The sequence below is a fragment of the Microcoleus sp. CAWBG58 genome, assembly GCF_020883045.1.
Classification (GTDB): domain Bacteria; phylum Cyanobacteriota; class Cyanobacteriia; order Cyanobacteriales; family Microcoleaceae; genus Microcoleus.
The window spans coordinates 1-13,023 of the sequence record NZ_JAHRFA010000039.1 but is presented as its reverse complement, the minus strand read 5'-3'; the positions used below and the strand labels follow the sequence as shown (position 1 = coordinate 13,023).

At 47.8% G+C, this 13,023-nt stretch carries 12 protein-coding genes and 1 pseudogene; 8 read left to right on the top strand and 5 right to left on the bottom strand.

Annotated features, from left to right (window positions below; translation table 11 throughout):
* Positions 1-692 precede the first annotated feature (692 nt).
* On the bottom strand, positions 693-1,580 hold the full coding sequence (locus tag QZ918_RS18260; protein ID WP_293337391.1) for a PEP-CTERM sorting domain-containing protein: 888 nt from the start codon (positions 1,578-1,580) through the stop codon (positions 693-695).
* 228 nt (positions 1,581-1,808) lie between these two features.
* Between QZ918_RS18260 and QZ918_RS18255 the strand changes: the two genes are divergently transcribed.
* Entirely contained in the window at positions 1,809-2,018 is a 210-nt protein-coding gene (locus QZ918_RS18255) for a hypothetical protein (RefSeq protein ID WP_293337389.1), read from the top strand.
* On the opposite strand, the gene QZ918_RS18250 is transcribed toward QZ918_RS18255, so the two are convergent.
* A complete protein-coding gene (locus QZ918_RS18250) occupies positions 2,000-2,437 on the bottom strand; it encodes a secondary thiamine-phosphate synthase enzyme YjbQ (protein ID WP_293337387.1) in 438 nt (145 codons plus the stop codon). The two genes, QZ918_RS18255 and QZ918_RS18250, sit on opposite strands and share 19 nt — an antisense overlap.
* A gap of 445 nt (positions 2,438-2,882) precedes the next feature.
* The gene (locus tag QZ918_RS18245) at positions 2,883-3,098 is read right to left on the bottom strand and encodes a hypothetical protein (protein WP_293337441.1); all 216 of its coding nucleotides are present in this window, start codon (positions 3,096-3,098) and stop codon (positions 2,883-2,885) included.
* A gap of 607 nt (positions 3,099-3,705) precedes the next feature.
* Between QZ918_RS18245 and QZ918_RS18240 the strand changes: the two are divergent.
* From QZ918_RS18240 to QZ918_RS18235, 3 genes and pseudogenes are all read left to right on the top strand, one after another.
* Positions 3,706-5,235, top strand: a pseudogene (locus tag QZ918_RS18240) (ferredoxin--nitrite reductase); the annotation flags it as partial.
* Between the two features lie 72 nt (positions 5,236-5,307).
* Positions 5,308-5,580 (top strand): 2Fe-2S iron-sulfur cluster-binding protein, encoded by a 273-nt coding sequence (locus QZ918_RS33130; RefSeq protein ID WP_367275373.1) that lies wholly within the window; start codon positions 5,308-5,310, stop codon positions 5,578-5,580.
* A 180-nt stretch (positions 5,581-5,760) separates the two neighbouring features.
* Complete coding sequence (locus QZ918_RS18235; RefSeq protein ID WP_293337383.1) at positions 5,761-7,077, top strand: CmpA/NrtA family ABC transporter substrate-binding protein; 1,317 nt, start codon at positions 5,761-5,763, stop codon at positions 7,075-7,077.
* Here the strand turns inward: QZ918_RS18235 and QZ918_RS18230 are convergent.
* Positions 7,064-7,240 (bottom strand): hypothetical protein, encoded by a 177-nt coding sequence (locus tag QZ918_RS18230; protein ID WP_293337381.1) that lies wholly within the window; start codon positions 7,238-7,240, stop codon positions 7,064-7,066. The two genes, QZ918_RS18235 and QZ918_RS18230, sit on opposite strands and share 14 nt — an antisense overlap.
* Positions 7,241-7,258: 18 nt before the next feature.
* On the opposite strand from QZ918_RS18230, the gene ntrB reads away from it, so the two are divergent.
* The 3 genes from ntrB (at position 7,259) to QZ918_RS18215 (ending at position 12,226) form a co-directional block, all read left to right on the top strand.
* Complete coding sequence (ntrB, locus tag QZ918_RS18225; RefSeq protein WP_293337379.1) at positions 7,259-8,128, top strand: nitrate ABC transporter permease; 870 nt, start codon at positions 7,259-7,261, stop codon at positions 8,126-8,128.
* 222 nt (positions 8,129-8,350) lie between these two features.
* Positions 8,351-10,381, top strand: a complete 2,031-nt coding sequence (locus tag QZ918_RS18220; protein WP_293337377.1) for an ABC transporter ATP-binding/substrate-binding protein — start codon at positions 8,351-8,353, stop codon at positions 10,379-10,381.
* 105 nt (positions 10,382-10,486) lie between these two features.
* Positions 10,487-12,226 (top strand): ABC transporter ATP-binding protein, encoded by a 1,740-nt coding sequence (locus tag QZ918_RS18215; protein WP_293337375.1) that lies wholly within the window; start codon positions 10,487-10,489, stop codon positions 12,224-12,226.
* Positions 12,227-12,355: 129 nt separating this feature from the next.
* Here QZ918_RS18215 and QZ918_RS18210 read toward each other — a convergent pair whose 3' ends face one another.
* Positions 12,356-12,478 (bottom strand): hypothetical protein, encoded by a 123-nt coding sequence (locus tag QZ918_RS18210; RefSeq protein ID WP_293337373.1) that lies wholly within the window; start codon positions 12,476-12,478, stop codon positions 12,356-12,358.
* 22 nt (positions 12,479-12,500) lie between these two features.
* Between QZ918_RS18210 and QZ918_RS18205 the strand changes: the two genes are divergently transcribed.
* Positions 12,501-12,728 carry a hypothetical protein gene (locus QZ918_RS18205; protein WP_293337371.1) on the top strand — a complete coding sequence of 76 codons (228 nt, stop codon included), beginning with the start codon at positions 12,501-12,503 and terminating at the stop codon, positions 12,726-12,728.
* The last annotated feature ends 295 nt before the right edge of the window (positions 12,729-13,023 follow it).

Here is a 13,023-nt window from a genome sequence, read left to right as displayed (position 1 = left end):
GTAGTTGCGCTTCAGCGCTCTTAGCATTGAGGTATGTAGTTGCGCTTCAGCGCTCTTAGCATTGAGGTATGTAGTTGCGCTTCAGCGCTCTTAGCATTGAGGTATGTAGTTGCGCTTCAGCGCTCTTGGCATTGAGGTATGTAGTTGCGCTTCAGCGCTCTTGGCGTTGCTAAACTTGAGTATGAATTTACTTTTTTTACGATCGAGAAAAACACAATAGGTATGTAGTTGAGCTTTTGGGTAGAACTTAATTCATACCGTCAATCAGCCACGCCGCGCTCTTTCATATACCAAGCCAAAGAGCGCTGAAGCGCAACTACATACCTTAGTCGTTGAGCTTTTGGGTAGAACTTAATTCATACCGTCAATCAGCCACGCCGCGCTCTTTCATATACCAAGCCAAAGAGCGCTCAAGCGCAACTACATACCTTACTCGTTGAGCTTTTGGGTTGAACTTATAGCCTTTCTCAAAAAGATGAGGTACGTCTGAGAGCTGGTATAACCGCTTAGACGTATAGGGCTCGCATCCCAACAACATACCTCATCTTTTTGATAACCGCTATAATTCATACCGTCAATCAGTCATGCCGCGCTCTTTCATATAAACGCATAGCGCCCAAGCGCAACTACATACCGTAAATGTTATAGTCGAATGGGCCAGAGAGCCAGTTCGCCAGAATGCTGCGATCGCCTCAAGCAACCTTGCGCTTGATTTTGCGTTTCGCCGCACCCATAGCCAAAAAGCTCAATCCGGCTAAAGTACCGAACCAAGTAGAAGGTTCGGGTACGGCCTCAAATTCTCCTTTAATGCCGATCGCATCATTAGCGCATTCCGCAAACAAATTAGCAACATAACTGCCAGAAGGCATAGCAGATTTATTGAAACTGAATCCGATGGTTTGAGAACCTACTGCATTAAACTGCGAGAAATCCAAACCCATGGCGCTCAAAGTTGCTGAAGTTAAAGCAGAGATTTCTCCTACTTTTGTACCCGAATCAATTGAGTTGAGAACTGTCCAGTTTCCTGTTTGTTGAAAATAGGGGTCATTCGCAGCTAAATCTCCCGTAGACGGCGTTCCACCAGCCGATCGAACGCGATCGTTGTATTGAGTTAAATTGGTAAATCCAGAATTAATTTGGGTGACGCTTTTCGCTGTAACATTGCTGTAAACGCCTGTTGTCGCGACGCCTGAGTCATTGCCGGCGGCAAAGCGCACTGCAAACAAGCTGCGGTTTGCGTTAGCTGTATTGAAGTTTTGACCGGAAAAATTGAAGAACAAATCGCCGTAGTTGATGTTGCCTCTTTGAGCTAGCGGGTCAGCATATCCTGCTAAACTGAGATTGGAGTTGATGGCGATAAAAGCTGTATCTGATGTTTCTTTGACTGCGATGCCATAAAATTCAAATTCGCCGCCACCGATTTGATCGCCTGTCACCCCATCGTTGAAAGAGTCGATCGCATAATTCCAGCCGTTAGATAGGGTTGCTGCTGTAGCCTTTGGTTGCTGTAATCCAATAATCGCAAGGAAGACAGCCACCGAGTAAGTCCAGCGAAAGTTGTTTTTTGTAATGGAATTCATAAAAAACTCCCTGAGGAATGTGTATTAAAGTATCAATTTTGTCGATCGACTATTTTGATTTTTAGTAAATCACACATTTCAGTATGTTTTATTAAAGTTTTAGTAAAGATTTTGTCAGCAATTACGTAATATCACTGAGATTTGTCCAAAAAACCAACCAATACCTTCAACAGTTGACAGTTGACAGTTGGAAAGCAACCTCTACCCTTAAGTCCAAGGATTGGAGTAATGAATAATCTGATTTTAATTTCTCCCTCAAAGGCTTGGGGCTTTCAACCAATTCTTTGCTGTACTGTATCTAGATTGTCTGTGGTGTGCGAGGGGGAGATGGCAGAGGGTGCGATGGAGAGACGGTTTGAAGATTTGCGATCGGCGATCGCAATATGCAGCAATTTAAATAAACAACAATACACAACAACTTATTCGCCCATAATTTGAATACTTACACTTCTGTTTCGCGGCCCGTCTAAGTCGAAAAATAAAACTGATTGCCAAGTCCCCAGTGCCAATTTACCTTCAACAACTGGAATGACTTCGCTGGTACTGAGTGTCATGGCCATCAGGTGAGAGTGCGCGTTGATCGGTTCGTCGGGCGGAACTATTCTTAAATGCAAGTCGTTGTGCAGGTATTTGTCGTCTGGGGGCGCTAATTTTTGCAGGTATACTTTAATATCGGCTAGCAATCTTTCTTCGTTTTCATTGATTGCTAAAGCTGTCGTGGTGTGTCGGGAAAATACAAGGACTTGTCCATTTTTTACTGCACTTGCGTCCAGAAGCTGGACAATTTGGGGCGTGATGTTGTAAATGCTGATGCCTGATTCTGTGAGGATTTCGATTGTTTGATTGATTATTTGCATAACTTATCTCTTATCTTCCGCCCTGTTTAATAATTATAATTACGTTTGTAGTGAGGACTTCAGTCCTCAAAGTCCTCAAATGCCGATCGCCCAAAATTCTATCATTTCTCTCAACCCTTGCTACCCATGAAGTGTTGGGAAACATTGAAAGGAGGACTTACGCATCAATACCAAAGAAACCGGGTTTTTTGCCTAATCTCCGGGTTAGAACCAAGGATTTTCGTAAAAAACCCGGTTTCTCACCACTCGCGCGTCAGTGCAAAGTAAATCTAAAATCTAAAATCGACTGAGATCCAGAGGCGATCGCTGTCGCCTACGCACGTTTTAACAACAGTCAAGCAAATTCCTGCAATATATCACAGCAGGCATCGCCGGTTTATTCTAACTCGGGCGGTAGTTTCTGCACTTGAAGCGGTGCATAAATCGATCGAGTTTTTCCCGACTCTTAACCTATCGCCGAGAGATCGTTGACAATTTTGACTTTTCCCTTGATCACAGATCGCAGCAGGCGGTTGATCGAATGTATGTCTTCCTCGGGGAGAGAGTCATCTAAAACAGCGGCCATCAAACCGTAGCGATCGGCTACTGTCAAACTGCCCGTATCGGTAACAGAGGCAAGTATTTCGGAAATAGCGCCGGGGATAAGTTGAACCAAAAACATGAAACGTTCCCTCTCATTCGATACAAGTATCATCTCTCGTTCTCCAAAAATTAAGAGTGACGCTGGCATAGCAGAGAACGTGATGTTTTGAGGCTAACTGTGCGATCGCCACGGAGCTTATTTTGTGACGAGTGGCATCTTAAATCAGCGATCGCCGTCACAATATTATCTGAGAACTACCCATTGCCTCCACTCTCCTCCAAAATCTAAAGATTTATAAAGCTTTTTGGGATCTGCGGGTGTCTTTACCCATCTCCCATGTATAAAACGCATTGCGATGATGCAAAAAGTTCATAAAAGTAAACATTTTGTAAAAATAGCTACGAATATTTACTGTCGCGCGCTTTACATTAGTTCATAACAAAGGTGCATCGGAACACAGCGATCGAGCCATCGGTAACAACTATAACCATATATAGTTTGGCTGAATTCGAGACAGCGCCTAATCAAGCTCAGGCATACACAAGACCAACCATGCTTAAAAGAAATTAGATCGAGTAACTAAATATACAGTTTTAAATCCACAAGCTCATTAAGGTTAGCAGGAAACACATTTTATGCTCCAAGTCAATATCTCAGGGAATAAACCAGCAGCGAGGGTAAATCGATGACCCAAACAGTAGAACCCAAAGCCAGCTTGAACAAGTTTGAAAAACTCAAAGCCGAAAAAGATGGCTTAGCAGTCAAAGCCGAACTAGACCACTTCGCCCAAATCGGCTGGGAAGCAATGGACGAAATCGATCGCGAGCACCGCCTCAAATGGCTCGGCATCTTCTTTCGGCCAGTAACTCCGGGCAAATTCATGATGCGCCTGCGCTTGCCCAACGGCGTCATTACCAGCAATCAAACTAGAACGTTAGGAGACATATTACAACGCTACGGCTCCGACGGCAGCGCTGACATCACCACCAGACAAAACCTACAACTGCGCGGAATTCGGATCGAAGATGTGCCCGATATCTTCCGCCGTCTCAAAGCAGCGGGGATGACCAGCATTCAGTCTGGAATGGACAATGTACGTAACATTACGGGTTCCCCAGTCGCGGGTTTGGATGCCGGCGAACTGATAGATACGTGGGAATTGGCGAACCAAGTCCAAGACATGATTACCAACAGCGGCGAAGGAAACCCAGAGTTTTCCAATCTGCCAAGAAAGTTTAATATTGCGATCGCAGGTTGCCGCGATAACTCAGTCCACGCCGAAATCAACGACATCGCCTTCGTACCCGCTTACTCTGACGGCAACATCGGCTTTAACGTTTTAGTCGGCGGCTTCTTCTCCGCCAAACGCTGCGAAGCTGCAATTCCCCTCAACGTCTGGGCAAGTCCCAGCGACGTTGTAGATTTGTGCAGAGCAATTTTAACTGTGTTTCGCGATCGAGGCCCGAGAGCAAACCGCCAAAAATCGCGGTTGATGTGGTTGATTGACGAACTCGGCATCGAACAATTCCGCGCCGAAGTCGAACAACAAGTAGGTCGCACTTTGCCCCCCGCCGCAGCCAAAGATGAAATCATCTGGGACAAACGCGACCACATCGGCATCTACGCGCAAAAACAATCAGGGCTCAACTATGTAGGGTTGCACGTTCCCGTCGGACGGCTGCAAGCAGCAGATTTGTACGATTTGGCCAGAATCGCTGAGGTTTACGGCAGCAGCGAACTCAGGCTCACCGTCGAAGAAAACGTAATTGTTCCCAACGTTCCCGACTCGCGGCTCGAATCCCTAGTCAAAGAACCGCTGTTGCAGCGTTTTTCGATCGACCCCGCACCCCTAACACGCGCCTTGGTTTCCTGCACCGGCTCAAAGTTTTGCAACTTCGCCCTCATCGAAACCAAAGCCCGCTCCGTGGCAATGATTCGGGAGCTGGAAGCCGAACTCTCCGTTCCCAAACCGGTCAGAATTCACTGGACTGGTTGCCCCAATTCCTGCGCTCAACCCCAGGTAGCCGACATCGGCTTGATGGGCACAAAAGTTCGCAAGAACGGCAAAACCCTCGAAGGTGTGGACATCTACATGGGAGGAACAGTTGGCAAAGATGCTCATTTGGGTACTTGCGTCCAAAAAAGCATTCCTTGCGAAGATTTGAAACCCGTACTGCACCAAATATTAATTGATAAGTTTGGGGCTGTTCCCAATCAATCTCAAGGTGATGTCGCTTCCCTGAACCGGCAACTGCAACTGACGGTTGAGAGAGACGAAACAGTTCTGATGGCGAAACCTCAGACATCTACTGTCATTTTCGCTCGATCGGGCAAAGAAGTGGCTTGCAGCGAAGACGAATTCATTCTCGACGTTGCCGAACGCGCCGGAATCGAACTCGACAGCAGTTGTCGTTCTGGAACCTGCGGCACTTGCAAGCAGCAACTCCTAGAAGGTAAAACCGTCTACGACAGCAAACCCGACGCAGCCTCCGACTTAGAACCAGGGTTCATCTTAGCTTGTAGCGCGCGGGCGATCGGCAAAATCTCGATCGACGCCTAACATCACAATGTGAGATTCGAGAGACCCAAAGAATTATCTCATTGCGAACAGAATTATGTCATTGCGAATGATATTCTCTCCTTGCGATCGAAATTCTGTCATTGCGAAGGTCGTGAACCAATCTCACATCAGGCATCTCACATTTCGAGTATCTAAAAGTACACCAACAATTCAAGACAAATGAGCAACCTTTCTAGAAGAAAATTCATCATCACCGCCGGAGCAACAGCAGCAGGCACCCTCCTCGCCCACGGTTGCAGTTCCGGCTCCAGCACTACTAGCGCCTCACCCACCGGTGCCTCACCCAGCGCCACCCCAGCAGCCAACATCAACCCCGCCGACGCCCCCGAAGTTACCACCGCCAAACTCGGATTCATCGCCCTCACCGACTCAGCGCCCTTAATCATCGCCCAAGAAAAAGGCTTATTTGCCAAGTACGGCATGAAAGACGTACAAATCCTCAAACAAGCATCTTGGCCAGTTACTCGCGACAACCTAGAACTCGGTTCTGAAAAAGGCGGCATTGACGGAGCCCACATCCTCTCCCCCATGCCTTACCAGATGACCTTAGGCACAATTACCAAAGGCAACCAGCCTGTGCCGATGAACATTGTGGCGCGGTTAAATACTAACGGTCAAGCCATCTCCCTCAGCAAAAAATACCTAGATTTAAAAGTAGGTACAGACAGCAAGCCACTCAAAGCAGCCCTCGCCAATCAAAAAGTTGCCATCACATTTCCCGGCGGCACCCACGACTTGTGGATGCGCTATTGGTTAGCAGCCGGCGGCATCGATCCGAATACAGAAGTTTCTGTTATTCCCGTACCGCCACCTCAAATGGTAGCCAACATGAAATCCGGCAGCATGGAAGCATTTTGCGTCGGCGAACCTTGGAATGCCCAGCTCGTTACTCAAAAGGTAGGATACACCGCTTTAGTAACCGGAGAACTTTGGAAAGACCACCCAGAAAAAGCCTTAACTTTAAGAGCAGATTGGGTTGAGAAAAATCCTAAAGCTACTAAAGCAATCACAATGGCCGTACTCGAAGCCCAGCAGTGGTGCGACAAGCCAGAAAACAAAGAAGAGATGTGTACAATCATCTCTGCTGATAAGTGGTTGAAAGTACCAGTGGCAGATATTATCGGTCGGATGAAAGGAGAAATTGACTACGGTACAGATCGCAAGGAAGCAGCTAGTTTAGTAGCAATGAAATTCTGGGCTGACAATGCTTCCTATCCCTACAAGAGCCACGATGCTTGGTTCATCGCAGAAAATATTCGCTGGGGTTATATGCCGGCAACTACCGACATCAAAGCCACGGTTGATAAAGTTAACCGCGAGGATATTTGGAAAGCAGCAGCGACGGCACTTGGCGTTCCTGCAGCCCAAATTCCTGCAACCACTTCTCGCGGTGTCGAAACCTTCTTTGACGGCGTGAAGTTCGATCCGGAAAAACCTGAAGAATATCTGAAGGGTCTGGCTATCAAGAAAGCCTAATTAGCGCACAGTTGACAGTTGGTAGGGGTGGTGTCCCCGTGCCCGCCCTCTTAGTTGACAGTTGACAAATCATAAAACTTAGTGGCGTTGGGTTTCGCAACTCAACCCACCACAGCCGACAGGGTTCCCAATTCAAAGTATCTACAAATAATCGATTATTCACTATACTGCAAACAGACAAATGGCAACCAATCTCTCTGTTTCTAAGAGCAAAAATCCGTTGAATTCCTTTCTGGATCAGATTCAAAAAAATCGCAGAAAAATTATCCGACCGTTAGTTGCGATCGCAGTTTTGCTAATAGTTTGGCAAATCCTCTGCCACGACTCCGCATCCGCCTTACCAGGCCCGATCAGAGCTGTTCAAGAAAGCTGGAATCTGATTATTAATCCGTTCTTCGACAACGGCGGCACCGACAAAGGTTTATTCTGGCAACTGGCGGCTAGCTTGCAGCGGGTGGCGATCGGCTTTACTCTAGCAGCAATTCTGGGCATTAGCTTAGGAATATTGGTCGGCACAAACTCTTTAATGTACGATGCTTTAGACCCGCTGTTTCAAGTATTCAGAACTATCCCCCCTCTAGCTTGGTTGCCGATTTCGTTGGCCGTATTTCAACAGTTCAATCCCTTTGATGGCTTGGGGATGAAAGCTAACGAAGTTTCAGCGCTTTTTGTAATCTTGATTACAGCAATCTGGCCGATTCTGATTAACACCACAGTAGGCGTTCAACAAATACCTCAAGATTACAGAAACGTCGCCCGAGTCTTGCGCCTCCCCAACCAAAAATACTTCTGGAAAATCTTGCTACCGTCTTCGGTTCCTTACATCTTCACAGGGTTGAGAATTGGTATCGGTTTGTCTTGGCTGGCGATTGTGGCTGCGGAAATGTTAGTCGGCGGTGTCGGCATCGGCTTCTTCATCTGGGACGCTTATAACAGTTCTCGACTCAGCGCCGTGATTCTGGCAGTGCTTTATGTAGGAATTGTCGGTTTGATTTTAGACAGACTCGTTGGTTTCGTCGCTTCTAAAGTTGTTCCTGAAGAACAAAAATAGAATTGGGGAATGGGGAATGGGGAATGGGGAATGGGGCATATGGCATCGGGAATCGGGAATTGCTAATACGTAATGATTCCCAACTACAAAATACTGAAAGTTAATTGTAAATTCATGCCCAATGCCCTGTTTGGCCAATGCCCTGTTTGGCCAATGCCCTGTTTGGCCAATGCCCAATTAAAATAATCAGCATCTACAAAATACAAATTAACCGAAAAAATCATGTCAATCCTTATTGAAGTAGACCACGTAGATCGCGTATTTAACTTGCCAAATGGCGAGCAATACATCGCTCTCAAAAATATCGAACTTAAAATCAAAAAGGGAGAATTTATCACCTTAATCGGACACTCCGGTTGCGGTAAATCTACACTGTTAAATATCATCGCCGGACTGGACACAGCAAGTCAGGGCGGGATTACTTTAGAAGGGCGGGAAGTCCGCGATCCAGGCCCGGATAGAATGGTGGTATTTCAAAATTACTCGCTGCTACCTTGGCTGACTGTTCGCGAAAATATTGCCCTAGCAGTCGATGAAATTTACAGCGGTAACTCTCAAGCAGACCGCGAGTTGGTAATCGAATACCATATTAAATTGGTGGGACTGGGGGCGGCAGCCAACAAACGTCCCGGCGAAATTTCGGGGGGGATGAAACAAAGAGTTGCGATCGCCCGTGCCCTCGCTATCCGCCCGAAATTGCTGCTGCTAGACGAACCCTTCGGCGCCCTCGATGCTTTAACTCGCGGCGGTTTGCAAGACCAGTTGATGAACATTTGTGAGGAAAGCAAAGTCACCAGCGTGATGGTAACTCACGACGTGGATGAGGCTTTGTTGCTGAGCGATCGCATTGTAATGCTCACCAACGGCCCAGAAGCGCAAATCGGACAAATTCTGGAAGTGGATATTCCCCGCCCCCGCAAGCGCATGGAAGTGGTCAACCATCCGAGTTACTACGCGCTGCGAAACGAAATGGTTTACTTCCTCAACCAGCAAAAGCGGGTGAAACAGCGCCGGGCAAAACAACAAGCCCCATCCGTGGTGATCGCCCGCAACGGCTTGGAAAAAGTCAACCTCGACATCGGCTTTATTCCCCTCACCGACTGCGCGCCCTTAGTAGTAGCCAAAGAGAAAGGATTCTTCAAAGCCCACGGCTTAGAAGAAGTCACCCTCGTGCGCGAACCTAGCTGGAAAGAAATTGCTAAAGGTATCGGCCAAGGACGGCTGGACGCGGCGCAAATGGTCGCAGGAATGCCGATCGCCATGCTGTTAGGTATGGATGGCGAAGCCCCTGTTCCCGTCAACAGCGCCTTAACCCTGTCCCGCAACGGCAACTCGATTATTTTCGGGAAACACCTTTACGACGAAGGCATTCGGACATTAAAGGATTTCAAAGCTGCGATCGCCAAGACCCCCGACAAGGTACAAACCTTGGCCATGGTACACTCCGCCTCCATGCACAATCTGCTGTTCCGCTACTGGCTGGCTGCCGGTGGCATTGACCCCGATCGGGATGTGGCCTTGACCATGATTCCGCCCCCGCAGATGGTATCGAATTTAAAAGCAGGCAACATTCAGGGCTATTGTGCCGGCGATCCTTGGAACTCGAAAGCAGTCAACGAAGGCATGGGTTTTGCCATCGCCCGTTCCCTCGATATTTTGCCCGGACACATCGAAAAAGTTCTCGGCGTTAGCGAAGATTGGGCACAGAAATATCCTAAAACCCACGTCGCCCTCGTCAAAGCGCTTTTGGAAGCCTGCGAATACTGCGACGATCGCCGCAACCGCGAAGAAATCCTAGAATTGATTTGCCAAGAACAATACATCGGTGCCGATCCAAAAGACATCCGTCCGGGTTTCATCGACCCGTACAACTCCGGTACGGAGGCACAACCCGAAATGCTCTACAATTTCAACCAGTTCTATGTTGACAAAACCAATTGTCCAGACCGCCTAGAAATGTTGTGGGTGATGGCGCAGATGGCCCGCTGGGGATTGATTCCGTTCCCGAAAAACTGGGTGGAAGTGGTCGATCGAGTTTTGCGGCCCGATGTGTTCGGTCAAGCAGTGCGCGAGTTGGGTTTGCCGGATATTGCTAGAGCTCGCCGGACGATCGAACTATTTGACGGCACTGTCTTTAATCTAGACGACCCGATCGACTATCTTCAGAACGTCAAAATCAAGCGCGATCTTCGGATTGAAGAAATCTTAATTGAACAAATAGGCAGTCAGTGTTCCATCAGACAGCCAGCATAATCACCAAATAGGAAGAGGGAGTGAAGAGTAAGGAATCAGGAAACAAAACTCCACATTTCCCGCTTCCTAATTACCTCTCTTACTAACCCTTAATCCTAAATTCTCATGTCTAATCCCGCAAACCCCCAACCAAATCCTGAAAATATGCAAACTATCAAGGCGCCCCCGGCAACGAAGATTCAAAGCAAGAAACCCGGCTTTTTGACTATTAAAGATGTATCAAAAGTCTACCCAAACCTGAAAGAACCAGAAAAACCTTTCGTGATTCTCGACGGTGTGAACCTGACGATTAATGAAGGCGAATTTATTTGTTTGATCGGTCACTCTGGCTGCGGCAAATCAACTTTGCTGAACATGATTGCGGGATTTAACGGGCCGACAAGCGGAGAAGTTGCTCTCGAAGGTGCGCGGATTACTGAACCGGGCCCCGATCGCATGGTGGTGTTTCAAAACTACTCGCTGCTACCGTGGCTGACTGCTACTGAAAACATCCACCTCGGTGTTGAAACTGTTTACGGGGATAAGTCCGCAGAGGAACACGATAAGATCGTCAAAGATAACCTGGAATTAGTGGGGCTGACAGAAGCTTGCAACAAAAGACCGGGCCAGTTGTCGGGCGGTATGAAACAGCGGGTGGCGATCGCCCGAGCCCTGGCAACTCGTCCCAAACTGCTGATTTTGGACGAACCCTTCGGAGCACTAGACCCGATTACCAGGGAAGAGTTGCAGGAAGAATTGCTGAAAATCTGGCGCGAGTACAAAATTACGATCGTCATGATTACTCACGATATTGATGAAGCTTTGTTTTTAGCCGATCGCATCGTGATGATGACCAACGGCCCTGCTGCATCAATAGGCGAAGATGTGCACATTCCCTTCAGCCGTCCCCGCAACCGCACGCGGATTATGGAAGATCCGAAATATTACGAACTCCGCAACTTTGCTTTAGAATTCCTGTTCTCTCGCTACGCCCACCACGAAGAGGACACAACGGAGTCAGAAATGGCACCCGTCGTCCTGCCATTACCCGCTAGCAAAAAGCCTGGGGCTACCGCTGACAAGCCCATGCCACCGGTATCCTTTGTACCTCACGCTGCACAACCCCCAGAAGCTTCGCCAATCAAAGGTGCTGTCCTGGCAGTCTCGTGGTTGCTAACAATGGCAACTTTAGCTGCTGTCAATACATCTGGTGTTTCCAGCCAGCTCAAGCAAGCCAAGCTAGCACAAACTGCACCGGCAACCACTTCGACGGCGGTTATCAGTTCTCCTCCCAGCCCTGCACCGATTGCAGCTAGCCCTGCACCAATCGCAGCCAGCCCTGCACCGATCGCAGCCAGCCCTGCACCGATCGCAGCGAGTCCTGCACCAAGTGCTGCTGCAAGTCCTACATCCATTGCCAGTTCTGCACCAAGTGCTGCTGCAAGTCCTGCACCGATTGCAGCCAGTCCTGCACCAAGTGCTGCTGCAAGTCCTGCATCCATAGCTGCTGAAAGCCCTGCCGCCGCACCCACAGCAGCAACCAGTGCCACTTCCGTGATTTCGGACAAAGCCGAACTTGATGCGATCGGCAATCAGTTGTATGCACGAATTGACGAAAATTGGAAGACAACTCCGACATTTACCGAAAGTTTGACCTATCGAGTCAAAGTGAAACAAAACGGAGATATCGTACAGTTCGAGCCAACAAATAAAGCAGCTAAAGATTTCCTCAAAGAAACTCCTCTGCCCGTTTTACAAGCGACCGCCGGTGCCGCAGCAGGCGCTCAAAAAACTGCTGATTTCCAAGTAACTTTTAGCCCCACCAGCGGCGGCGGTGGCGTATTAGAAGTTAAAACCGCGAAATAGGCAACATATTCCCGCACTCAATCTGAGATTGGTACGAACAACTATAGCCTTTCTCAGATAGATGAGGCACGCTTAGGGCAATGGTAATTGGTCAGGGGTAATTGGTAATGAGTAATTAGTGATGGGTTTCTAAGCTTTTAAACCGCAAACTTTTTTATGATTGTCAATTACCTTTTTCCCAATTACCCTTTTTTCGATTGCCGATCGCCCCAACCATCCGCAAATATGCGCGATCGAACTGCTATAACTCAAAAGTATTACCCTAAAAAATTGGTTGAAAGCCCGCCCGCCGGAGTCGGATAAATTAAAATCAGACTATTCATTACTCCAATCCTCGGACTTCTTCCCAAGAGGGCGGGCACCGGCGCACCGCCCCTACAAACTGTCAACTGTCAACTGTCAAACCGCCTGCTGTCTGAGTCCTGCAAACATTCCTCCTATCCCCAATCCCTTGGGGGGACAACAGTTAGGTATTAATTCAGTCTGTTTGAGGGGATTGTGAAGCGGAGAAAGTTAGCTACAATCGAGACCGATCGCGAGTTTAACTAAGATAGCGGTTAATTTTAAATCAGGGTATTGTAAAACTTCATTGACTTTATAGCCATTAATAGCCATGTATAGTATAGTATAGTCAAAATCAGGGCAAAACAATGCAGCTCGTTTCCAAGCAAATTATCGATCGAAACCACTGGCTATACAAGCAGCTAGATAATTTGTGCTTTCTTTCTAAGAATCTTTTCAACTACGCTAACTACCTAATCCGACAAAAATTTATCAGCTCGGGAGAATACCTAGAT

Excerpts from the sequence above, each read along its gene's own strand:
- QZ918_RS18245 (WP_293337441.1), bottom strand. The coding sequence starts at position 3,098 with ATGTTTTTGGTTCAACTTATCCCCGGCGCTATTTCCGAAATACTTGCC.
- QZ918_RS18255 (WP_293337389.1), top strand. The coding sequence starts at position 1,809 with ATGAATAATCTGATTTTAATTTCTCCCTCAAAGGCTTGGGGCTTTCAA.
- QZ918_RS18250 (WP_293337387.1), bottom strand. The coding sequence starts at position 2,437 with ATGCAAATAATCAATCAAACAATCGAAATCCTCACAGAATCAGGCATC.
- QZ918_RS18235 (WP_293337383.1), top strand. The coding sequence starts at position 5,761 with ATGAGCAACCTTTCTAGAAGAAAATTCATCATCACCGCCGGAGCAACA.
- QZ918_RS33130 (WP_367275373.1), top strand. The coding sequence starts at position 5,308 with ATGGCGAAACCTCAGACATCTACTGTCATTTTCGCTCGATCGGGCAAA.
- QZ918_RS18220 (WP_293337377.1), top strand. The coding sequence starts at position 8,351 with ATGTCAATCCTTATTGAAGTAGACCACGTAGATCGCGTATTTAACTTG.
- ntrB (WP_293337379.1), top strand. The coding sequence starts at position 7,259 with ATGGCAACCAATCTCTCTGTTTCTAAGAGCAAAAATCCGTTGAATTCC.
- QZ918_RS18260 (WP_293337391.1), bottom strand. The coding sequence starts at position 1,580 with ATGAATTCCATTACAAAAAACAACTTTCGCTGGACTTACTCGGTGGCT.
- QZ918_RS18215 (WP_293337375.1), top strand. The coding sequence starts at position 10,487 with ATGTCTAATCCCGCAAACCCCCAACCAAATCCTGAAAATATGCAAACT.